We start from the raw sequence: 21,638 nt of genomic DNA, 5'->3' as shown, positions 1-21,638 counted from the left end.
GACGCGGGATGCTGGCCGGAAAACGGGTGCTTTTGATCATTGGCGGCGGCATCGCGGCCTATAAGTCGTTGGAGTTGATCCGGCTTTTGCAGAAGGCGGGGGCTTCGGTGGTGCCGGTGCTGACCCGCGCGGGGTCCGAGTTCGTGACGCCGCTGAGTGTATCGGCGCTGGCGGGGCACAAGGTGTATCAGGACCTGTTCGATCTGACCGACGAGGCCGAGATGGGGCATATCCAGTTGTCGCGCGCCGCCGATCTGCTGGTCGTGGCCCCTGCGACGGCGGATCTGATGGCGAAGATGGCAGGCGGGCGGGCGGATGATCTGGCCTCGACGCTTTTGCTGGCGACGGACAAGCGGGTGCTGGCGGCCCCTGCGATGAATGTGCGGATGTGGGAGCATCCGGCGACGCAGCGCAATCTGGCCACGGTGCTGGCCGATGGCGTGCGGGTGGTGGGGCCGAATGCGGGCGAGATGGCCTGCGGCGAGTTCGGGCCGGGGCGGATGGCGGAACCGGCGGAGATTGTGGCGGCGGTCGAAGCCGCTTTGGGCGCGGGGCCGCTGGCGGGGCGGCATGTGCTGGTGACATCCGGCCCGACGCATGAGCCGATTGATCCGGTGCGCTATATCGCCAACCGCAGTTCGGGCGCGCAGGGCACGGCGATTGCGGCAGCCTTGCGTGATCTCGGGGCGCGGGTGACCTTTGTCACCGGCCCTGCCGTGGTGCCGCCCCCTGCCGGCGTGGCCGTGGTGCGGGTGGAGACGGCGGCGCAGATGCTGGCGGCGGTCGAGGCGGCGCTGCCCGCTGATGCGGCGGTGATGGCGGCGGCAGTGGCCGACTGGCGGGTGGCCAATGCGGGCGCGCAGAAGATGAAGAAGGACGGCTCTGGCCGCGCCCCCGCGCTGGAGTTTGCCGAGAACCCCGACATTCTGGCGACGGTGTCGCGCGGCGCCTTGCGCCCGCGTCTGGTGGTGGGATTTGCTGCCGAGACAGAGGCGGTGGTCGACCATGCGACCGCCAAGCGGCTGCGCAAGGGGTGTGACTGGATCGTGGCCAATGATGTCTCGCCCGCGACCGGCATCATGGGCGGGGCCGAGAACGCGGTGACGGTGATTTCGGAACGCGGGGCCGAGGTCTGGCCGCGCATGGCCAAGGATGCGGTGGCGCGGCGACTCGCGCAGAAGATTGCGGAGGCGTTGCAATGACCCCTGTGGTGAAGATCCTGTTCGAAGACTGGGCGGACCGCGACCTGCCCTTGCCCGCCTATGAGACGCCGGGGGCGGCGGGGGCCGATATTCGCGCCAACCTGCCGCCCGGGATGCGGGCGGGCGGGTTTACGCTGGCCCCGATGCAGCGGGCTATTTGCCCGACGGGGATCAGGGTGGAGATCCCGCCGGGCTATGAGATGCAGATCCGGCCCCGCTCGGGCCTGTCGACCAAATCGGGGATCACCCTGCCCAACACGCCGGGCACGATCGACAGCGATTATCGGGGGCCTCTGGGGGTGGCCTTGGTGAACCTGAGCGATGTGCCCTATACCGTGCAGCACGGCGACAGGGTGGCGCAGATGATCGTGGCTCCGGTGGTGCAGGCGCGCTTTGCGGTGGTGGAGGCCTTGGGCGACACAGAGCGCGGCACGGGGGGCTTTGGCTCCACCGGCCGGTCGTGACGGGCGGCGGCGCATGATCGGGCTTCTGGGATTTCTTGTCCTGTTTGGCGCGGGGCGCTGGCTGGGCTGGGCGGCGCGCTGGGTCTGGCTGGCGGCCTGGGGCTGGCTTCTGGTGCTGCTGCTGGCGCATGCGCCCTATATGCCGCCGGAACTGGGGGCTTTTGTCGGAGGCGATCTGCGCGGCTGGTTCCTGCTGGGGGCGCTGGCGGCGGTTATCATGGTCTACCGCGCGGGGCTGTCGCGATTGCGGCGGCGGGTGGCCCCGCCCGCCGCCGGGGCTGCGGCCCGTCCGGGGACATTCTCGGCGGTGGAGCGCGAGCGCTATGCGCGCCACATCCTGCTGCGCGAGATCGGCGGGCCGGGGCAGAAAAGCCTGAAATCGGCGCGGGTGCTGGTGGTGGGGGCAGGGGGCCTCGGCAGTCCGGCGCTGCTGTATCTGGCGGCAAGCGGGGTGGGCGTGATCGGCGTCATCGATGACGATGTGGTGGAAGGGTCGAACCTGCAACGCCAGATCATCCATGCCGATGCGCGGATCGGGATGCCCAAGGTGTTTTCCGCCGAGATCGCGATGAAGGCACTGAACCCGTTCATCGAGGTGCGCCCCTACAGGCGGCGGCTGGACGAGAGCGTTGTGGCCGATCTGGTGGCCGACTACGATCTGGTGCTGGACGGCACCGACAATTTCGACACACGCTATCTGGTGAACCGCGTCTGCGCGGCGGCGGGCAAGCCCCTGATCGCGGCGGCGATCACGCAATGGGAAGGGCAGATCAGCGTCTATGATCCGGCGCGGGGGGGGCCGTGTTTCGAATGCGTCTTTCCGCAGCGCCCCGCGCCCGGGATGGTGCCAACCTGCGCCGAGGCCGGGGTGGCGGCGCCCCTGCCCGGGGTGATCGGCGCGATGATGGCGATGGAGGCGATCAAGCTGCTGACGGGGGCGGGCGAGGGTTTGCGCGGGCGGCTGGTGATCCATGACGCGCTTTATGCCGAAACGCGGGTGATCGGCGTAAAGCCTCGCGCCGGTTGCGCGGCCTGCGGTGGCGGTGGTTGAGCGGAGGGGCGGGCCTGATGGGGGCCGCCTCGGGGGGCATCGAGCCCCCGCTCGGCGGCGTTGCCACGGACCGTGGCCACCGGCGGCGATCGTTTTTCGGGCGGGCGGCATTTCCCGCCCGTCTTGGGCGGGCCTGCCCTTGCCGAGGGCGGTGACCGCCGCCATAGTCTTGTGATCAAAGTCCAACCGGGAGCCTGACCCATGAAACCGACCCTTGCCCTTGCTGCCCTTGCCCTGAGTGCCACCGCCAGCCTGGCGCAGGATCTGCCCGATCTGGGGGGGCGCGAGATCGTGGTGGTTACGGAAAACGCCTATCCGCCGCTGCAGTTCATCGATGCCTCGGGCGCGGCGGTGGGCTGGGAATATGACGCGATGGCGGAGCTTGCCGAGCGGCTGAACTTCACCGTGAAATACGAGACGATTTCCTGGGATGCGATGATCGCGGCGGTGTCGGAGGGGCAGTTCGACCTTGGCATGACCGGAATCACCATCCGCGACGACCGCAAGGAGAAGGTCGATTTTTCGGACAGCTACATGACCAGCCAGATGGTGATGATGGTGCGCGGCGACGAGACGCGGTTCAGCGACGCGGCGGGGTTCGCGGCAGACCCTAACCTGCTGATGGCGGCGCAGCCCGGCACCACGCCCTTCTACGTGGGCGTCTACGAGGTGCTCGATGGCAACGAGGCCAATCCGCGCATCAAGCTGTTCGAAACCTTCGGGGCCACGGTCGAGGCGCTGCGGGCGGGCGATGTCGATCTGGTGCTGACCGATGGCACGGCGGGCGCGGGCTATGTCGAGGCGTCGAATGGCGGGCTCAAGATCGTGGGTGACATGCTGGGGACCGAGGATTTCGGCTTCATCTTCCCCAAGGGCTCGGATCTGGTGGCCCCGATCAATGCCGGCATCGCGGCGCTGGAGGCGGATGGCACGCTGGAGGCGCTCAATACCAAGTGGTTCCTTGACTACAAGATGGGCCAGTAAGGCGCGCGGCCCCGGCGGGCACATGCGCCGGGGCCCCGTTCTGTCAGGCAGCCCATGATCCCCAAGACGTCCCCCGACAAGGATTTTCCATGGTGGCTGGTGGTCCTTGTGACCATCGGCGCGGTCCTGTTCTGGCAGGTGCTTGCCAATCCGGTCTATGGTGCGGTGCTGAACACCCTGGCCAAGGGCATCCGCGTGACCCTTCTTGTCGCGGTCGTGGCCTATCTGGGGGCCTGTCTGATCGGGCTTGGCCTTGCGGTGATGGGCCTGTCGCGTTTTCTCCTGCTGCGGCAGCTGGCGCGGCTCTATATCGAAATCATGCGCGGCATCCCCATCATCGTGCTGCTGCTCTATGTCGCCTTCGTGCTCGCACCGCTGCTGGTGACGGGCGTCAACGCGCTGCTGGAACCGCTGGGATTTGCGCCGTGGCGCACCCGCGATTTTCCGTTGATCGCGCGGGCGGTGATCGCCCTGATGCTGGCCTATTCCGCATTCCTCGCCGAGATCTTCCGCGCGGGCCTGCAGGCCGTGCCGCGTGGCCAGATCGAGGCCGCGCAGGCGCTTGGCCTGTCGGGCTGGCAGCGCTTTCGCCACATCGTGTTCCCGCAGGCCATCCGGCTGATCCTGCCGCCGCTCGGCAATGATTTCGTGGCGATGGTGAAGGACAGCTCGCTCGTCTCGGTGCTGGGCGTCACCGATGTGGCGCAGCTTGCCAAGGTGACGGCGGCGGGCAATTTCCGCTATTTCGAGACCTATAACGTCGCCGCCCTGATCTATCTGACCATGACGATCGGGTTGAGCCTGATTTTGCGGCGGATCGAGACGCGGCTGCGGTCGCGGTCAGAGCGTTAGGGCGCGGCGCCTGTGGCCTTTGAGTATTTGGAAAGCAGCAAAGCCTGAGCGCGCGCCTTGCATTGCTGCTTTCCAAATACTCCCGCCGGAGGCGTCCGACCGCAGGGGCCGGGCGCCGCCTGTCAGGCCTTGCGCGGCACCAGTCCGGCAAGGGCGCGGCTGACGGTGCCCGAGGTCGAGGGGCGGGCGACCGCCACGAAGGGCATCGGGCGGCAGAGGTCGATGGCGGCAAGGCCGACACGGGCGGTCAGCGCGCCATTGACCACGCCTTCGCCAAAGCGGCGCGAGAGTTTGGACAGGACCCCGCCCCCTGCAACCGTCCCGATGAGGTCATCCGTGAGGGCAAGGGCTCCGGCAGCGACGAGCGAGGCAAAGACGCGGCGCAGGAGGCCCCATGACCCGAGCGCGCCCGAGCGTCCGCCGTAGATTTCCGCGATCCGCCGGATCATCCGCAGGTTGGCCACCAGCGCGGTCGCCACATCGGCCAGCGCCAGCGGCACCAGCGCGGTCACCATCGCCACCTGCCGCGCGGCCGCCTCGACTTCGGCGCGGGCGCGGGCATCGAGGGGGGGGAGGAGTTCCGTCTCGGCCAGAGACAGGAGCGCGTCGGCGTCCAGCACCTCGGCCTCTCGCTCGGCCAGACGCGCCCGGCCCCAGGCGGTGTCGGGGCGGGCGGCATAGAGCGAGACGAGTGCGGACACGCTGCGGCGCGCGGCCTTGAGGTCGGCGGTCTGGCGGGCGGTGACGGCGGCCTGTCGCAACTGGTCGAGCCGCATCAGCCGCAGGTAGGCGGACCATTCGCGCCCCGCCAGCAACACGGCCGCGAGCAGCGCCAGCACCAGCAGCACCCCCGCCACCCAGCCCAGAAGCGCATTGCGGGCGAAAAGCCCCGTCACGAAGTCGTAGGCGGCGACCGAGAGCGCGAAGGTGAAGAAGGCTCCGAAGGTCCAGAGGGCAAAGCGTGCGAGCCGCGAGCGGGGCGCACGCAGGCGGGCGGCAAGCTGCATGGCCTGCCCTTGCGGCAGATCATCCGGCACCGGAGCAGCGGCGGCGGGGTCTGCCTCGTCCTCGAGTTCCAGAAGCAGCGGTTTGCGCGGCGGGGGCAGGTCGGTCACAGCCGGTCTCCGATCAGGAATTCGGCGGCGCGGTCCAGCCGGATATGGGGCGGGCCTTCGCCGGGCTTAAGCGTCATGCGGGCGGGGGCGAAGCCCATCAGCGCGAAATCGGCGTCCAGCCAGCGCTCGGCCCCTTCGCGCGCGGGGGCGAGGATGCGGGCGGGGTCGGTTGGCAGATCGCCTGCATACATCGCCGCCTGTTTGCCGGTGCCTTGCAGCCGTCCCCGCACCAGATCGAGCGGGGCGCCGTCGCGCTGCACGCTATCCTCCACCGTGGCGCGGATTGAGGCCAGCGAGAGCGCCGCGGTGCGCGCGCCGGAAAAATCGGCGCGGCGGCGGGCGTCCGAAAGCAGCGCCTCGGTGATCGCGGTGAGGGCGGGGTGCTGGTGGTGGTGCAGATGGTCGGCCTTGGTGGCGGCAAAGAGGATCTTCTCCACCCGCTTGCCGCCAAGTATGCGGTTGAGCCAGCCATTCGCGCCGGGGCGGAAGGCGGTGAGGATCTCGGCCATCGTGCGGCGCAGGTCCTCGACGGCGCGCGGACCGGCATGGATGGCGCCCAGCACATCCATCAGGACCACCTGCCGGTCGATGCGGGAAAAATGGTCGCGGAAGAAGGGTTTGACCACCTTGGCCTTGTAGGCCTCGAACCGCCGCTCCATCTCGCGCCAGAGGCTGCCGCGCGGTGCGCTGGCAGGTTCGGGCAGCGGCGCGAAGGTCAGCACCGGCGATCCGGCAAGATCCCCCGGCAGCAGAAAGCGCCCCGGTGTCAGGTCGGACCATCCCTTGCCGCGCGCGGCGTTCAGATAGTCGGTGAAAGCCGCCGCAAGGGACTGCGCGCGCGGCTCGTCCAGCGCCAGCGCGCCATCCTCGGCGCGGGCAAGCGCCAGAAAGGCCGCCGCCTCGGGGCGCTTACCGATCCGTTCCAGCGTCTCGGCGGACCAGCGTGGATAGTCCTTGTCGAGCAGCGAGAGGTCCAGCAGCCACTCGCCGGGGTAGTCCACGATATCGAGATGCAGCCGCCCGCTGCCGGCCAGACCGAGCAGCCCCGAGGGGCGCAGGCGGAAGGACAGCCGCAACTCTGACACCGCACGGGTGGATTGCGGCCAGCGCGGCTCGCTTCCCAGAAGCGCCGACAGATGGCCCTCGTAGTCAAAGCGCGGCAAGGTCAGGTCGGGTTGCGGCTGCAGCAGCACCGTCTCGATCCGGCCCTGTGCCTCGGCGGCGAGTTGCGGCATCCGGCCACGATCCAGCAGATTGGCGACCAGCGCGGTGATGAACACGGTCTTGCCCGCGCCCGACAGGCCGGTGACGCCCAGCCGCAGGGTCGGCTCGAACAGGTCGGTCACCGATCCGGCCAGCGCCCCGACGCTGCGCGAAATCCCGTCGGTCAATGAGGAAAGAACCAATTGCGACATTCCTTGTGCTTGTCCCCAACATAGGCATGGCCGCGCGCGCTGGGTAGGGGGGACCCCGCGGCTGCGCAGAGGAAGGCTGCCTGGCATCGCACCATTGCGGATACGCCCCGCACGGGGCGCGCCGGGGGGCGCCGGGGGGCGTCGCCTTGGAATGCGGACGGGCTTGCAGCGCAGGCCAAATCCGCTAAGACCGGCACCATGCCCCGCTATGCGCTGAAAATCGACTATGACGGCGGCCCGTTCCAGGGCTGGCAACGGCAGGCTGCCGGACAGCCTTCGGTGCAGGCCACGGTGGAGGCGGCGCTGGCGCGGCTGGAGCCGGGGCCGCATACCATTGCCGCCGCCGGACGCACCGATACCGGCGTGCATGGCACCGGACAGGTGGCGACGGTGGACCTTGCGCGCGACTGGTCGCCCTTCCGTCTGTCCGAGGCGCTGAACTGGCATATGAAGCCCGCGCCGGTGGCGGTGATCGACGCGGCCCGCGTGCCGGATGATTTTCATGCCCGATTTTCCGCGACCGAGCGGCGGTATCTGTTCCGCCTTGTGGCACGGCGCGCGCCGGTGACGCATGACAGGGGTCGGGTGTGGCAGGTGCTCAATCCGCTGGACCTTGCGGCGATGCAGGCGGGGGCGGCGCATCTGGTGGGGCTGCATGATTTCACCACCTTCCGCTCGACGATGTGTCAGGCGAAATCGCCGGTAAAGACGCTGGACGAGATCACGATCACAGAGCATCCATATGCGGGCGGTGTCGAGTACCGTTTTGTGCTGCGGGCGCGCAGCTTTTTGCACAATCAGGTGCGCTCGATCGTCGGCACGCTGGAGCGGGTGGGCGCGGGGGGCTGGAGCCCGGATCAGGTGGGCGAGGCGCTGGCGGCGCGGGACCGCGCGGCCTGTGGTCCTGTGTGTCCGCCGCAGGGGCTTTATCTGACCGGAGTGGGGTATCCGGTCGACCCGTTTGCAGATAGGCCGGCGCGCTGACGGCGCGCGCTACCTTTTGCCATCCGCTCTTCCAGCGTGACCGCTGTCATCGCTGCGCCAGCGAGGAGGGCGGTCACGCGCGACGAGCGCCCGGTCGGAAGGTTTGCTCAGCCTTGCGGGCGTTCGGCCCAGCCCGCGAAGATGCGTTCCAGCACCAGCACCGCGTAATAGAGCAGGATGCCAAGCGCCGCGAGCGCGATCAGCACCGCGAACATCAGCGGGTAATCCCCGTTCGTCTCGCCCGATTTGAACAGCGCGCCGAGGCCGCGCCCGTGCGGAGCCACGATTTCCACCAGATTGGTGCCGATGAAGGCCAGCGTGACCGACACTTTCAACGCCCCGAAAAACTCGGGCAGGGTCTTGGGCAGGGCGATCTTGCGGAAGATCGTCAGCCGCGAGGCCCCGAGGCTGCGCAGGATGTCGCGGTATTCCGGTTCCAGCGTCGACAGGCCGATGCCGACCGAGACGGCGATGGGGAAGAAGCTGATGAGAAAGGCCATCAGCACGGTGTTGAAATCGTGCTGGCCGATGAAGATGAGCGAGATCACCGGCACCAGCGTGGCCTTGGGAATGGCGTTGAAGCCGACCAGCAGCGGGTAGAGACCGTCGCGCGCGATGCGCGAAAAGCCCATCACCATGCCGATGAGCGTGCCGACCACCACCGCCAGCCCCAGCCCCAGCACGGTACGCCACAGGGTCTGCCAGCCCATTTCGAGGAAGAGCCAGCGGAAGCGCCAGAAGGCGGGCGGCAGGTCGGATGGCGAGGCCATCTTGTAATTGGGCCAGTTGTTGACCCAGACCAGCGCCTCCCATGCGGCCAGAAACAGCACGACCGCGACCAGTGGCACCGCGATTTTCTGCAGGGTTTCCATCAGTGCAGCTCTCCGTCACGGCCTTGGGCGATGCGGATCTGGTCGCGCAGGGTGTGCAGCATCTGTTGCGCGCGCGGCTCGTAGAGGACATCGAGCTTGCGGTCGGCGGGCAGGTCCACCTTGAGCACCATCTGGGTGCGGGCGGGGCGGCCTGACAGCACAAAGACCTGATCGCCCAGAAACACGCTTTCGCGCAGGTCATGGGTGATGAGAACGCAGGTGAAAGGTTCGGCGGCGCGCAGGTCCCGCATGGTCTGCCACAGGTCCTCGCGCGTGAAATTGTCAAGCGCGCCAAAGGGTTCGTCCATGATAAGCACATCAGGCCGATGCACGATGGCGCGGCAGAGGCTGGCGCGCTGGCGCATGCCGCCCGAAAGCTCGCTCGGGCGTTTGGATTCAAAGCCGCTTAGCCCCACCATGTCGAGCAGATGCAGCGCGCGTTCCACCCGCCGCGCCTGCGGCATGCGCGGGGCCACGATTTCCAGCGGCAGGATCACGTTATCGACGATCGTGCGCCATTCGAGCAGAACGGGGTTCTGGAAGGCCATGCCAACCGTCTTGCGCGGGCTGGTCACCCGTTCGCCATGCAGCCAGACCTCGCCGCTATCGGGTTTCATCAATCCGGCGACCAGCCGTGTGAGCGTGGATTTGCCGCAGCCCGAGGGGCCGACGACAGCGGCGAATTCGCCTTCCGGCACAGCGATATTCAGGTTGTCGAGCACCGGAAGCGGGCCCGATTTGGTGCGGTAGGCGTGGGAGACGCCCTTGATGTCGATGAGGTTGGCCATGAGAGGAGCGCCGCCCGAAGGATGCTTCGGGCGGCGGGGCCTTATTGCATGGTCAGACTGCCGTCGGTGGGCAGCCATGCGGGGTTGAAATACAGGGCCGCATCAGGCGCATTGGTGAAGGTATAGACCGATTTTGTCTGCTCGATCGCCTTTTCCATGCGCGCGGGGTCGATGTTGCCCATGCCATTGGCCATGACCCAGTCGGTCATCACGTTGTCGCGGATCGACAGCGCCAGACGCTCGGTCTCCAGCGCGGGATCGGCGGCGGGGTTGCGCGACATCAGGCTGGCGATGGCGGTGTCGGGGTCGGCCACGGTGTCTTTCCAGCCCTTGGCCACGGCGCGCAGGAAGCCGGTGACAGCCTCGGGATTGGCGGCGGCGAAGTCGGTGTTCACGATCACCGCATTGCCGTAGAGCGCAACGCCGTGATCGGCCATCAGGATGACCGAGATGTCATCTTCGGGCACGCCGAGGCGCTTGACGTTGAGGCTGGAGGTGAAGCTGAAGCCGGTGACAGCGGCGACCTTGCCTTCGGCGAGCATCGGCTCGCGCACCGGAAAGCCGACGGGTTCGACGGTGAGCGCGGCCATGTCGATGCCGTTCTCGGCGGCGAAGATCGGGAACTGTGCCCAGGCGCCGTCGGGCGGCGGCGCGCCCAGCACCTTGCCCGCCAGATCGGCCGGCGCGCTGACGCCGAGCGATTTGCGGCCGACCACGGCGAAGGGCGGTTTGTCATAGACCATCATCGCGGCGACCACGGGGGCACCAGGGTTCTGGTCGAGGAACTTCATCAGGCTGTTGATATCGGCAAAGCCGACCGGAAAGGCCCCAGTGGCCACTTTCGGAATGGCGTCGAGCGAGCCCGCGCCTTCGGTGATCTCCACGCTCAGACCCTCGGCAGCGAAATAACCCTTGTCGAGTGCGACGAAATAGGGAGCAGCAGGCCCCTCGAACTTCCAGTCCAGAGCAAACGGCATGGCTGTTTCGGCATGGGCCGCATGGGTCAGCAAGAGGGCGGTGAAAAAGCCGGACAGGGCGGGACGGATCATGGGGAAGACTCCGGTTGGGGTTTTCTTGACGGTAAGACTTGCACGGGGGAGTCACAGGGCGGCGCGGCGGGTTGATGCGGGATTGCGCGAGGGTGGGCGGGAATTGGGCGACTGCGGCCAGCTTAGATGAAAAAATATGCGAAGCAAGGATCGGCTTCGGCTTGGCCTGCCGCATGGTTAATCGACCCGCCGACGGGATGGCGGGACAGGCTTTGCGCGGGCGTATTCCAGAGGCGCCGAGGGAAAGCGCGCGGGGGACTGGTCAGGCGAAAAGGCCGGGAACCAGCGCGCCGCGCGCCTGTATGACACCGGCGGCAAGGGCGATGGCGGCTTTGGCGGCGGTGTCTTCGTCATGGCCCATCGCGAGATGGGCGAGAAAGCCGCCGGCAAAGCTGTCGCCTGCTGCGGTGGTGTCGACGATGTGCTTGACCGGGCTTGGGGCGTGCTGGCGGCTGCCATTGGCGGCGGACCACAGGGTGACAGGGCCGCCGCCATCCTTGACCACGACGCGCGTGGCACCGGCCTTGGCATAGCGCTCGACGGTCTGGGCGGTGCTGGTGTCTCCCCAGAGACCGGTTTCCTCGTCGAAGGAGGGCAGCACGATATCGGCGACCGAGGCCCCCAGCATCACGCCCGCCCGCATGGCGTCGGCGTTTTCCCACAGGCGGGGGCGCAGGTTGGTGTCGAAGGCGATCAGGCTGCCGTTCGCGCGGGCGAGGGAGAGGGCGGCGCAGAAGGTGCGCCGCTGGTCCGGCGAGAGGATAGCGAGCGTGATGGCCGAAAAGTGGATGATGCTGCGCCCGTGGAGGGTGGCGGCCAGCCAGTCGGGATCATCCGCAAGGCATCTGGCCGCCGACTGGCCGCGCCAGTAGGAAAAGCTGCGCTCGCCGTTGCGCAGGCTGATCATGTAGAGGCCCACGGTGCGGTCGGGCAGGCGGCGCAGGGTGGCGGTGTCGATGCCTTCGCCCGCGATGAAGGCGGCCATTTCTTCCGAGATGGCGTCGGTGCCGATGCAGGTGCCATAGGCGACGGTCCAGTCGGCGGGCAAGAGGCGGCGGGCATACCATGCGGTGTTGAAGGTGTCGCCCGCAAAGCCCCGCGTATAATCGCCTCCGGCGGTGGGCGAGAGTTCGACCATGCATTCACCAAGGCAGAGCAGGGATTGTGACATGTGCGCGCGTCCTTTTGCCGATTTCGGCGTGACCGTAGCCGAGGGGTGACGGGGCTGCAACCGCGCGTGGTGACAGAGGCGCGCGGGGCCTGATTGAGGCGCGGCGCGATTGCGCGTATCAGGGCTGCACGGGGCCGGTCTGCGCGGATCGGGGCCGAACGGCGGGCGTATGCGCGGATCAGGGGCGCGCGGGGAGGCGAGGGATGCGGATCATCGGGACGGGATCGGCGCTGCCGCATACGGTGGTGAGCGCCGACCAGATCGATGCGCGGTTGGGCAAGCCTGCGGGCTGGACCCTTGCGGCAAGCGGTGTCGCGCGGCGGCATGTGATGACCGAGGGCAGCCAGATCGACCTTGCGCTGGGCGCGGCGCGGGCGGCGCTGGCGGATGCGGGCATGGCGGCGGGGGACATGGACCTGATCGTTTCGGCCTGCGGGATCGGGTATCAGACCCTGCCCAGCACGGCGCCGCTGATCCAGCGCGGGCTGGGGCTGGCCGACGGGGCGGTGGCGTGTTTCGACATCAACAGCACCTGCCTGTCGTTCCTGACGGCGCTGGAGGTGGTCGAGGGGTTGATGGCGACGGGGCGCTATGCGCGGGCGCTGGTCGTTTCGGCCGAGGTGGCCTCGCGGGCCTTGCCGTGGGAGGCGCAGCCGGAGGTCGCGGCGCTGTTCGGCGACGGGGCGGCGGCGGCGGTGGTGACGCGGGGCGCGGGCCTGCGCGCCGCGCGGTTTCGCAGCTTTCCGTCCGGCTATGAGGCCTGCGAGATTGGCGCGGGCGGCACGCGGTTCGATTTCGCGCAGGACCGCGCCGCCTTCGAGGCCCATGCGCGGTTCCGCATGGACGGGCGGGCGCTGTTCCGTCTGACGGCGCAGCATTTCGGTGCCTTCGTCGAGGCGGTGCTCGCCGAGGCTGGGGTCACGCGGGAGGAGATCGATCTGGTGGTGCCGCATCAGGCCAGCCCGGGGGCCTTGCAGCACATGATAAGGCTCTGCGGCTTTGCGCCGGAGAAGGTGGTCGATATCGCGGCAGAGGTGGGCAACCAGATTGCCGCCTCGATCCCCTTTGCGCTGGACCATGCGCGGCGGGCGGGACGGGTGCCAGCGGGGGCGCGGGTGCTGATGCTGGGCACCTCGGCGGGGGTCTCCTTTGGCGGTGTGGTGATGGATTTCTAGATGGCGGTTCTGGTCACGGGGGCATCGGGGTTTCTGGGCGGCGCGCTGGTGCGGGATTTGCGCGCGAGGGGCTCGGCGGTGCTGGCGACGGGGCGGGGTGTAGAGGCCTCGGCCGAGGTGGGGGCGCTGGCCCTCGACCTTGCCGGTGCGGGGGCCGTGGACAGGCTGACGCGTGCGGCGGAGCAGGCGGGGGTGCGTGCGATCGTGCATGCGGCGGCGCTGTCGGCCCCTTGGGGCGCAATGGCAGAGTTCCGGCGCAGCAATGTGGGGGCGACGCAGACGGTGCTGGAGGTGGCGCGGCGGCTGGGGGGCGTGCGGGTGGTGCATATCTCGACGCCCTCGGTCTGCTTCCGCTTTGCCGACCAGATCGGGCTGCGCGAGGATGCCGCGCTGCCGCCGCCGGTGAACGCCTATGCCGCGACCAAGGCCGAGTCCGAGGCGCTGGCCTTGGCGGCGGGGGCGGTGGTACTGCGCCCGCGCGGGATTTATGGCGCGGGGGACCGCGCACTGTTGCCGCGCCTGCTGCGGGCGATGGCGGCGGGGCCTCTGCCCCTGATGCGGGGCGGGCAGGCGGCGACCGATCTGACCCATGTGGATGATGTGGTGGCGGCGATCCATGCGGCGCTTGGCTCGGATGCGGGCGGCGTGTTCCACGTCTCGGGCGGGGTGGCGCTGCCGATCCGCGAGGTGGTGCGGGCGGTGGCGGCGCGGGCCGGGGTGGTGCCGCGCTGGCGGGCCTTGCCGGTGCCGCTGGTGATGGCGGCGGCGCGGGCGATGGAATGGCGCGGCGCGCTGACGGGGACAGAGCCGCGCGTGACGCGCTATGGGGTGGGGCTGTTTGCCTATACACAGACCCTCGACATCTCGCGCGCGGGGCGGGAGTTGGGCTGGCGGCCCGTGGTGGATTTCGAGGACGGTTTGAACCGGACCTTCGGCGGAGGGGCGTGATGCAGATAGGGTTCGCCAATAGCGGCTTTGTGCCCGCGCCGGAGACGGTGCTGCGCAGGGGCGGTGCGTGGCGGTGGCGGGATTTGCGGGTGCGTTACGGGGTGCTGCGGCATCCGGTGCGGGGCGTCTGGCTGATCGACACCGGCATCGGGCCGCAGGCGCTGAGCGCGCCGGGGCGCGGTTTTGCGCTGCGGGCCTATGCGGCGGCGCTGCGCTATCGGTTGTGCGAGACGCAGGCGCCGCATGCGGTGCTGGACCGGATGGGGTTGCGCCCGCGCGATGTGGCGGGGGTGATCGTCACGCATTTTCACGCCGACCATGTGGCGCGGCTGGCCGAGTTTCCGATGGCGCGGATCGTGGCCCACGGGCCGACGCTGGCGCGGATACGGGCGGCGCATGATCTGGTGAACCAGCGGCACGGGGTCTTTCCGGACCTGATCCCGCAGGGGCTGGAGGCGCGGCTGACCTGCGTGACCACATTGCCGCGTGTGGCGCTGCCTTTTGGTCTGGGCGAAGGGGCGGACCTGTTCGGCGACGGGTCTTGCGTGGTGGTGGAGTTGCCGGGCCATGCGGCGGGGCATTTCGGGATCGCCTTTGCGGAGGCGGGATTGCTCTATGCCTGTGATGCCGCATGGCTGCGGGAGGGACTTGCGGAGGCGCAGGCACCGGGGCTGCCCTTGCGTCTGGTGCTGGAGGACCGGACGGCGGCGGCGCGCAGTGCGGCGCTGGCGGCGGGGTGGCAGGCGGCGGGGGGGCAGGTGATGCTGTGCCATGATCCGGAGCCGACCGCCTTTGATCTGCCCGAGGCAGGTTTGCCGTGAGTCTGCGGGCGCTGGCGCTGCTGGCCTTTGTGCGCACGCTCTGGGTGTCGCGGCGGCGCGCGCGTGCGGATTTCCTGCGCTGGCAGGACAAGGTCTATGCGCGCTGGCGGCGGCGCGATGTGCCAAGGGTTGCGTTCTATGCCGGACGGCAGGACCTGCCGGTGGTGGACAAAGCGGTGCTGATGGCGGATTTCGCCGCCTTCAACCGCGCGGGGATCACGGCCGAGCAGGGCTGGGCGGCCTTTGCCGGATCGCGGCGGATCGGCAGGTTCACGGTGGGGGCCAGCACCGGCACCAGCGGCAACCGCGGGCTGTTCGTGATTTCCGAGGCCGAGCGGTTCCAGTGGCTGGGCGTGATGCTGGCCAAGGCGCTGCCCGATGTCTGGCGCAGGCGGCACCGCGTGGCGGTGATCCTGCCCTTGCACACCGCGCTTTATGACAGCGCGGCGCAAAGCCGGATGCTGCGGCTAAGCTTTCACGATCTGAACGGGGATTGGGCCGTCTGGGCCGAGGAGGTGCGGCGCGCGAACCCCACGGTGATCGTGGCGCCGCCCAAGGTTCTGGTCTGGCTGGCGGCGCAAGGTGGCGTCCGGCCCGAACGGGTGTTTGCGGCGGCAGAAACGCTGGACCCGCCCGACCGCGCGGCGATCGAGGCGGGGTTCGGGGTGACCCTGGGGCAGATCTACATGGCGACCGAGGGGTTGCTGGGGGTCAGTTGCGCCCACGGCCGCCTGCATCTGGCCGAGGATGTGGTGCGCTTCGAGTTCGAGCCGGTGGGTGATCTTGTCTCTCCGGTCATCAGCAGTTTCACCCGCCGCACGCAGATATTGGCGCGATACCGGATGAACGATCTGCTGCGCCTGTCGGATCGGCCCTGTGCCTGCGGCAGCCCGCTGCTGGCGGTAGACGAGGTGGTGGGGCGGGCCGATGATGTGTTCCGCTTTGGCGATGTGCAGATCACGCCGGATGTGCTGCGCAATGCGGTGCTGGATGCCGACCGGCGCATCACCGATTTCCGGCTGGAGCAGCGGGGGGCCGGGGTGGTTGTGCTGAGCTTGCCCGATGAAACCGGGATGGAGGCGGCGGCGTGCGCCTTGCGCGGGCTGTTTGCCGCGCGCGGGGTGGCGGTGGCGGTGCGGGCCGAGGTGGTGCCGCTGCGCCCCGATGCGCGCAAGTTGCGTCGGGTGCGGGTGGTGCGCGATGGCGGCTGAGGCGGTGATGGTGACAGGTGCGCGCGCGCCCGTGGCGCTGCACTGGGCCTGGGCCTTGCGGGCGGCGGGGCGGCGGGTGCATCTGGCCGACAGCCTGCGCTGGCCCATCGGGCGCGGCTTTGCGGACGGCTATCTGCGCCATGCGCCGCCGGCCTTTGATCTGGACGGGTTCCGGCGGGATCTGCTGGCGCTGTGTGCGCGACACGGGATCGGGTTGATCCTGCCGACCTGTGAGGAAGTGTTCTGGCTGGCACAGATTGCGCCCGATCTGGCGGCAGCGGGGGTGCGGGTGTTTGCGCCGCCGATGTCGCTGCTGGCGCAGGCGCATGACAAGGGGGCGTTCATCGCGCTGTGTGCGCAGGTCTGGCCGCATGTGCCGCAGACGCGGCGGCTGATGTGCGCGGACGATCTGGCGGATCTGCCCGATCCTTCGGGCTTGGTGCTGAAGCCCGCTTTTTCGCGTTTTGCCACGCGCACTCTGGTGCGCCCCTCGCCTGCGCAGGTGGCGCGGCTGCGGCCATCGGCGCGTGACCCTTGGGTGGCGCAGGAGTTTCTCGCGGGGCGGGAGGTGTGCGCCTATGCCATTGCGGTTGCGGGGAAGGTGACGGCGCTGGCGGTCTATCATCCGCTCTATCGGGCAGGGCAGGGCGCGGGGATTTACTTTCAGCCGGTCGATCCCGCGCCGGCGCTGGGCTTTGTCCGCGCCTTTGCGGCGGCGACGGGGTGGACGGGGCAGCTTTCCTTTGACCTGATCGAGACTGCGGCGGGCGTGGCCCCCATCGAGTGCAACCCGCGCGCGACGAGTGGCCTGCACCTGATGCGCGATGCGGAGGCGCTGGCGGCGGCGCTGGCGGGGAGCGGGCCGGTTCTGGTGCCCGGGAGCGCGCGCCCGCAGGCAGTGCGGCTGGCGCTGTGGCTTTACGGCGCTTGGCGCAGGGCCGGTTTTCGCGCCGATCTGGCGCGGGCGGAGGAGGCGCTGGCATGGGAGGGCGCACGGGTGGGTCTTGGCGCGCAACTGCGTGCGGTGGCCGAGATCGGCGCGATTGCCCTGCGGCGGGGGCAGGGGCTGCAGGCCGCCTCGACCGCCGATATCGAGTGGAACGGCTAGAGGCCGTATCTGCGCATGATCGGCACGCCGATTCGGGTCAGCAGGCCCGCAAGGATGGCGGTGGCGATGCGGTTGCGCGTGGGCAGGTGCGAGACGAGGGCGGCGGTGTATTCGATGGCGGGCTTGGCGCCGCGGTTGCGCTTGAAGCTGGCCGCGCCTGCCGACATGTGGAACGGGATCTGTGCCTGTTCGGCCTCGGCCATCGCAAGGGCGAGGAGGCGGCGGTAGAGGCCGAGCGATTGCGGCAGGTCGGTGCGGTAGCCGACGACGGGCGCGGTGAGCATGCCGCCAAGCGCGACGGTGCCGATGACGCCCAGAAGCGCGCCATTTGCCTGAAGCCCCGTCAGCCGCATCAGGCCCGTCTGCGCCATGCCCTGCAGGAAAGCGGGGGTGTAATGCGGGTTCAGCGGAGTGTATTTCTGCAGGTAGAGCCGGGCGTAAAGATCTGCCGCCGTTGCATAATCCTGCGGGGTAAAGGCTGCGCCGGGGTGCAGGTCAAACTGTCCGTCCGCCAACAGGGCGGCATCGCGGCGGCGGTCGCGCGGCAAGGACGGCGGCTTGCCCTGCGTGGCGGGGCGGGGATGCCATATCCACACCTGCCGCGCGGGCAAAAGCTCAACGCCCGCCGCCCGCAGCGCCGCCAGCAGCGGGGCATCGGTGGCATCGTTGAGCGAGCGCAGCAGGATGGCGCGGTCCGGATGGCGGCGGGCGAGCGCCTGCATCGCGGGCAGGACGCCCGTGGGGGGCGGCGGATTGGTGGCCAGAAGCCAGTTGTTGACCTGTGCCTGATGGTCCAGCCCGCTGGCGCGCAAAAGCGGGGCCGCGCCGCGCAGCAGGCCCGAGAGCGTGCGGCGCAGGAGGGGGGAATGCGTGAAATGCCGCGTCTCTTCGATGCCATAGTCGATATAGGCGGTCGAGGGCTGGCACAGGTAGCAGTTGGGCCGGTCGCGGGCGTCGCAGAGCGTGACGGGCAGCATTTCCCCGCCCGCCTGCACCAGTTCCACCCTTGCGCGCAGGTTTGCGACAAGCTGGGCGCTGCCCTTGGTCCATAGAGTGATGAAGGCTTGGGCGTTTGACGGGGGCATGGTCTGAATTGCGTGCCACACTGTCTGATGTTTCACAACCGTGCCGGGCAAAAGGCGCGGGCTTTTGCGAAAGGGGTTTGTGCGTTATGGCCTAAGGCAAGATCGCATGCCAAAGAGCGGTGAACTTTGGGGGGCTGGCCATGACGGATGATGCGGCGCGCTATATTGCAAAGGGTGTGGCCCATGTCGAATTGCCCCCCGTGGCAAGCCCTGTCGAGGTCAGCTTTGTCTTGCTGCCCAAGTTCACCATGCTGGCCTTTGCCTCGGCGATCGAGCCGCTGCGGATTGCCAACCAGCTGACAGGTCAGGCGCTGTTCCGTTGGCAGGTGCTGTCCTCTGACGGGCAGCCGGTGGCCTGTTCGAACGGGGTGCCGGTGATGGTGGATCGGGCGTTCGGCACGGTGCAGCCTGACGGCGTGGTGCTTGTCTGCTCGGGCGTGGAGCCGGAATTGCAGGGCAGCGCGGCCTTGGCCGACTGGCTGCGCGGGCTGTGGCGGCGCGGGCGCGTGGTGGGCGGGCTGTGCACCGGGGCCTATGCGCTGGCGCGGGCGGGCATCCTGAAGGGGCGGCGGTTCACCCTGCATTGGGAGAACCTGACGGGGTTCGGCGAGACCTATCCTGACCTCAGTGCCGCGCGGCAGGTCTATTGCATCGATGACCGAATCGTCACCTGCGCGGGCGGGGTCGCTGCGGCGGACCTGATGCTGGAGATCATCCACGAGCGCTTTGGCATCACCCTCAGTCAGGAGGTGATGAACATGTGCCTGCTGACCCAGCGGCGCAAGCAGAGCGACGAGCAGATGACCTCGCTGGCGGCGCGTCTGGGCACGCGGCATGAAAAGCTGATCGAGGCGGTGGCCTTTCTGGAGGCGCGGATCGAGGAGCCCTTCGATCTGGACGCCTGCGCCGCGCAACTGGGCCTGTCGCGGCGGCAGATCGAGCGGCTGTTCAGCCGTTACATGGGGGTGACCCCGGTGCGCTACATGAACGACCTGCGGTTGCAGCATGGCCGCGCGCTGCTGGCGGAAACCGATATGAGCGTGACCGAGGTCGCGATTGCCTGCGGCTATGCCAGCAGTTCGCATTTTTCCAAATCGTTCAGGATTAAATACGGCGTCTCGCCTTATAGGTTTTCCCATTTCGGCAAGTAACCCAGAGGATGTTTCCCGTCAGGGTTGTGTGAATTGATCGCGAGCTGGAAATAATCCTAAACAGTCCCCTGAATTGTTGCTGTTTTGCAATAGCCAAGCGGCGAAGTGCTTGTTAGAGTTAACACAATAAAAAAACGAGCAGACTAAAAAGGGACAGGCATGGGAACGGGCTCGAGAGGCACGTTCGTAATTTCCTGGTCACAGACAGAGATAGACGGCCTGAGCGCCGCGCCGCTTGATGTTCTTGCTGTCGGTGCCTCGTGGCGCTGGGCGGGACAGCCTGTGCGTGTGGACGGTCACGGGGGTATGCTTCTGCTGGAAGGGGCCGAGGGGGTTGCGGACATTCGCAGACGCGCAGCCAAGATGGTGCGCCGTCTGATCGGCGTTGCCGTGACAGGCGAGGCAAGCGCGCCTGAGACGGAACAGGAAGAGGAAGACGCCCCCGATCAGGGGTTCATCGTGACAGACGGCCACCAGAGCTGGTCTGTCACCATTCTGCCGGTTCCCGATACAGGGGCGCGGCTGTTGATGTTCGTGGGCGATCTGCCGCCGCCGGGGCAAGACCTTTGGGTGGTGCGCACCGCGATCGACCGCACCCATTCGGGGGCCGGCGCCAAGGTGGCGGGGGGTGTGATCTGTTTCACCCCCAACACGCGCATCGCCACGCCCACCGGCGCGCGGCTGATCCAAGACCTGCGGCCGGGTGATCGTATCCTGACCAAGGACAATGGTGCGCAGGATATCTTGTGGACCGGCAGTCGGCGGATGAGCGGCGCACGGCTTTACGCGATGCCCCATCTGCGTCCGATCCGCTTTCGGGCGGGTGCGCTGGGGATCGACCGCCCGGACGAGGATCTGGTGGTGTCCCCCCAGCACCGGATGGTGCTGAACGGACCGGCGGCACGGTCGCTGTTCAACACCGAGGAGGTGCTGGTCAAGGCCGAGGACCTGCTCAATGACGTGTCGATCTGCGTCGATCATGCGCTGCGCGAGGTGACCTATATCCATATCCTTCTGGACCGGCACAACATCATCTGGGCCAACGGGATGGAGACGGAGAGCTTTCACCCGTCGAACACGGCGATGGACACCATCGAGCCCTCGCAGCGCGAGGCCCTGCTGGCGATCTTGCCCGATGTTTCGGTCAATCCGGCGAGCTATGGCGATTATGCGCGGCGCAACCTGTCGTCTTCGGAAGTGGCCATCCTGCGGCATGATCTGGCGGCCTGAGCGCGCGGGAAAAAAGACCCGGCGGCGGCATCTGTGGCTGCGGATGCGGGGGGCTGTCTGCCCCCCCACCGCCTGCGGCGGTTCCCCCCGAGGATATTTGTGGACAGAAAATGAGCGCTTGGCCGGGATTGTCGGCGGGGGGTTGTTGACTCTGGGTTTTGCGGGCGTATAAGCGCGCCACGTCCCGGCGGGAAACCTCCGGGGCTTTTCATTGGTGTTGGTGGACCCCGCAAGGGGATGCCTGTCGGGCCGAAGCCTTTTCGAAGGCGGGGCACAAGGACAACGCCCTTCATATCTGACGAAGGAGATCAGCCGTGACCAAACGCACGTCTGCCAAGTATAAAATCGACCGCCGCATGGGCGAGAACATCTGGGGCCGCGCCAAGTCGCCGGTCAACAAGCGTGAATACGGCCCGGGCCAGCACGGCCAGCGCCGCAAGAACAAGCTGTCGGATTTCGGCACCCAGCTGCGTGCCAAGCAGAAGCTGAAGGGTTACTACGGTGACCTGACCGAAAAGCAGTTCCGCAAGATCTATGGCGAAGCCGAGCGTGTGCGCGGCGACACCGGCGAGATGCTGATCGGCCTGCTGGAGCGCCGTCTGGATGCGGTGGTTTACCGCGCCAAGCTGGTGCCGACCATTTTCGCCGCCCGCCAGTTCGTGAACCACGGCCATGTGCTGGTGAACGGATCGCGCGTGAACATCGCGTCTTACCGCGTGAAAGAGGGCGATGTGATCTCTGTGCGCGAGAAGTCGCGTCAACTGGCGATCATTCTGGAAGCCGTGCAGTCGACCGAGCGTGACGTTCCCGACTATCTGGAAGTTGACCACAACAAGATGGTTGTGACCTTCGTGCGCACCCCTGCGCTTGGCGATGTGCCCTATCCGGTCGTGATGGAGCCGAACCTCGTCGTCGAATATTACGCGAAGAACTGATCTTTCGTTCTTGTTGCGGAAAAGGCC

21 protein-coding genes are annotated in these 21,638 nt (G+C 68.1%); 14 read left to right on the top strand and 7 right to left on the bottom strand.

Annotation, left to right across the window (positions count from 1 at the left end):
* Positions 1 to 8: 8 nt before the first annotated feature.
* From coaBC to G3572_RS15100, 5 genes are all read left to right on the top strand, one after another.
* Complete coding sequence (gene coaBC, locus G3572_RS15120) at positions 9 to 1,202, top strand: bifunctional phosphopantothenoylcysteine decarboxylase/phosphopantothenate--cysteine ligase CoaBC (protein WP_164613388.1); 1,194 nt, start codon at positions 9 to 11, stop codon at positions 1,200 to 1,202.
* Entirely contained in the window at positions 1,199 to 1,666 is a 468-nt protein-coding gene (gene dut / locus G3572_RS15115) for a dUTP diphosphatase (RefSeq protein ID WP_164613386.1), read from the top strand. The genes coaBC and dut overlap by 4 nt, the downstream gene beginning before the upstream one ends.
* 13 nt (positions 1,667 to 1,679) lie before the next feature.
* Complete coding sequence (locus tag G3572_RS15110; RefSeq protein WP_164613384.1) at positions 1,680 to 2,717, top strand: HesA/MoeB/ThiF family protein; 1,038 nt, start codon at positions 1,680 to 1,682, stop codon at positions 2,715 to 2,717.
* A gap of 201 nt (positions 2,718 to 2,918) precedes the next feature.
* Positions 2,919 to 3,701: a transporter substrate-binding domain-containing protein gene (locus G3572_RS15105; protein WP_164613382.1), complete on the top strand. Its 783-nt coding sequence runs from the start codon at positions 2,919 to 2,921 to the stop codon at positions 3,699 to 3,701.
* A 54-nt stretch (positions 3,702 to 3,755) separates the two neighbouring features.
* On the top strand, positions 3,756 to 4,553 hold the full coding sequence (locus tag G3572_RS15100; protein ID WP_164613380.1) for an amino acid ABC transporter permease: 798 nt from the start codon (positions 3,756 to 3,758) through the stop codon (positions 4,551 to 4,553).
* Between the two features lie 122 nt (positions 4,554 to 4,675).
* Here G3572_RS15100 and G3572_RS15095 read toward each other — a convergent pair whose 3' ends face one another.
* Together G3572_RS15095 and G3572_RS15090 are read right to left on the bottom strand one after the other, a co-directional pair.
* A complete protein-coding gene (locus G3572_RS15095; protein ID WP_164613378.1) occupies positions 4,676 to 5,668 on the bottom strand; it encodes a YcjF family protein in 993 nt (330 codons plus the stop codon).
* Entirely contained in the window at positions 5,665 to 7,074 is a 1,410-nt protein-coding gene (locus G3572_RS15090) for a YcjX family GTP-binding protein (RefSeq protein ID WP_164613786.1), read from the bottom strand. Before G3572_RS15090 ends, G3572_RS15095 begins: the two co-directional genes overlap by 4 nt.
* 207 nt (positions 7,075 to 7,281) lie before the next feature.
* On the opposite strand from G3572_RS15090, the gene truA reads away from it, so the two are divergent.
* Positions 7,282 to 8,067, top strand: a complete 786-nt coding sequence (gene truA, locus G3572_RS15085) for a tRNA pseudouridine(38-40) synthase TruA (protein WP_164613376.1) — start codon at positions 7,282 to 7,284, stop codon at positions 8,065 to 8,067.
* A gap of 107 nt (positions 8,068 to 8,174) precedes the next feature.
* Here the strand turns inward: truA and G3572_RS15080 are convergent, their stop codons facing one another.
* The 4 genes from G3572_RS15080 to G3572_RS15065 all read right to left on the bottom strand — a co-directional run bounded on the left by G3572_RS15080 (position 8,175) and on the right by G3572_RS15065 (position 11,947).
* Positions 8,175 to 8,939, bottom strand: coding sequence for an ABC transporter permease (locus G3572_RS15080; protein ID WP_164613374.1), 765 nt, complete (start codon positions 8,937 to 8,939; stop codon positions 8,175 to 8,177).
* Positions 8,939 to 9,727: an ABC transporter ATP-binding protein gene (locus G3572_RS15075; protein WP_164613372.1), complete on the bottom strand. Its 789-nt coding sequence runs from the start codon at positions 9,725 to 9,727 to the stop codon at positions 8,939 to 8,941. Before G3572_RS15075 ends, G3572_RS15080 begins: the two co-directional genes overlap by 1 nt.
* Positions 9,728 to 9,768: 41 nt before the next feature.
* Positions 9,769 to 10,776 (bottom strand): ABC transporter substrate-binding protein, encoded by a 1,008-nt coding sequence (locus tag G3572_RS15070; protein WP_164613370.1) that lies wholly within the window; start codon positions 10,774 to 10,776, stop codon positions 9,769 to 9,771.
* Positions 10,777 to 11,038: 262 nt separating this feature from the next.
* Positions 11,039 to 11,947: a sugar kinase gene (locus G3572_RS15065; RefSeq protein ID WP_164613368.1), complete on the bottom strand. Its 909-nt coding sequence runs from the start codon at positions 11,945 to 11,947 to the stop codon at positions 11,039 to 11,041.
* Between the two features lie 203 nt (positions 11,948 to 12,150).
* On the opposite strand from G3572_RS15065, the gene G3572_RS15060 reads away from it, so the two are divergent.
* Genes G3572_RS15060 through G3572_RS15040 form a run of 5 tightly spaced genes read left to right on the top strand, consistent with a single transcriptional unit; the run spans position 12,151 to position 17,210 of the window.
* Complete coding sequence (locus tag G3572_RS15060; protein ID WP_164613366.1) at positions 12,151 to 13,122, top strand: 3-oxoacyl-[acyl-carrier-protein] synthase III C-terminal domain-containing protein; 972 nt, start codon at positions 12,151 to 12,153, stop codon at positions 13,120 to 13,122.
* Positions 13,123 to 14,070 carry an NAD-dependent epimerase/dehydratase family protein gene (locus tag G3572_RS15055; protein WP_164613364.1) on the top strand — a complete coding sequence of 316 codons (948 nt, stop codon included), beginning with the start codon at positions 13,123 to 13,125 and terminating at the stop codon, positions 14,068 to 14,070. It abuts the gene before it with no gap.
* Positions 14,070 to 14,891: an MBL fold metallo-hydrolase gene (locus G3572_RS15050; RefSeq protein ID WP_164613362.1), complete on the top strand. Its 822-nt coding sequence runs from the start codon at positions 14,070 to 14,072 to the stop codon at positions 14,889 to 14,891. The genes G3572_RS15055 and G3572_RS15050 overlap by 1 nt, the downstream gene beginning before the upstream one ends.
* Positions 14,888 to 16,102, top strand: a complete 1,215-nt coding sequence (locus tag G3572_RS15045) for a CoF synthetase (RefSeq protein WP_354004051.1) — start codon at positions 14,888 to 14,890, stop codon at positions 16,100 to 16,102. Before G3572_RS15050 ends, G3572_RS15045 begins: the two co-directional genes overlap by 4 nt.
* On the top strand, positions 16,092 to 17,210 hold the full coding sequence (locus G3572_RS15040; RefSeq protein WP_240335575.1) for an ATP-grasp domain-containing protein: 1,119 nt from the start codon (positions 16,092 to 16,094) through the stop codon (positions 17,208 to 17,210). The genes G3572_RS15045 and G3572_RS15040 overlap by 11 nt, the downstream gene beginning before the upstream one ends.
* On the opposite strand, the gene G3572_RS15035 is transcribed toward G3572_RS15040, so the two are convergent.
* Positions 17,207 to 18,295, bottom strand: coding sequence for a GNAT family N-acetyltransferase (locus G3572_RS15035; RefSeq protein ID WP_164613360.1), 1,089 nt, complete (start codon positions 18,293 to 18,295; stop codon positions 17,207 to 17,209). The two genes, G3572_RS15040 and G3572_RS15035, sit on opposite strands and share 4 nt — an antisense overlap.
* A 140-nt stretch (positions 18,296 to 18,435) precedes the next feature.
* Between G3572_RS15035 and G3572_RS15030 the strand changes: the two genes are divergently transcribed.
* From G3572_RS15030 to rpsD, 3 genes are all read left to right on the top strand, one after another.
* On the top strand, positions 18,436 to 19,446 hold the full coding sequence (locus G3572_RS15030) for a GlxA family transcriptional regulator (protein WP_164613358.1): 1,011 nt from the start codon (positions 18,436 to 18,438) through the stop codon (positions 19,444 to 19,446).
* A 306-nt stretch (positions 19,447 to 19,752) separates the two neighbouring features.
* On the top strand, positions 19,753 to 20,676 hold the full coding sequence (locus G3572_RS15025) for a Hint domain-containing protein (protein ID WP_354004050.1): 924 nt from the start codon (positions 19,753 to 19,755) through the stop codon (positions 20,674 to 20,676).
* A gap of 314 nt (positions 20,677 to 20,990) precedes the next feature.
* Positions 20,991 to 21,611: a 30S ribosomal protein S4 gene (rpsD, locus tag G3572_RS15020; RefSeq protein ID WP_164613354.1), complete on the top strand. Its 621-nt coding sequence runs from the start codon at positions 20,991 to 20,993 to the stop codon at positions 21,609 to 21,611.
* The last annotated feature ends 27 nt before the right edge of the window (positions 21,612 to 21,638 follow it).

The sequence above is a fragment of the Pseudotabrizicola algicola genome (genome assembly GCF_010915705.1).
GTDB classification, from domain to species: Bacteria; Pseudomonadota; Alphaproteobacteria; order Rhodobacterales; family Rhodobacteraceae; genus Pseudotabrizicola; species Pseudotabrizicola algicola.
The sequence above is the reverse complement of the archived record's forward strand: the minus strand, read 5'-3'. Positions and strand labels throughout refer to the sequence as shown.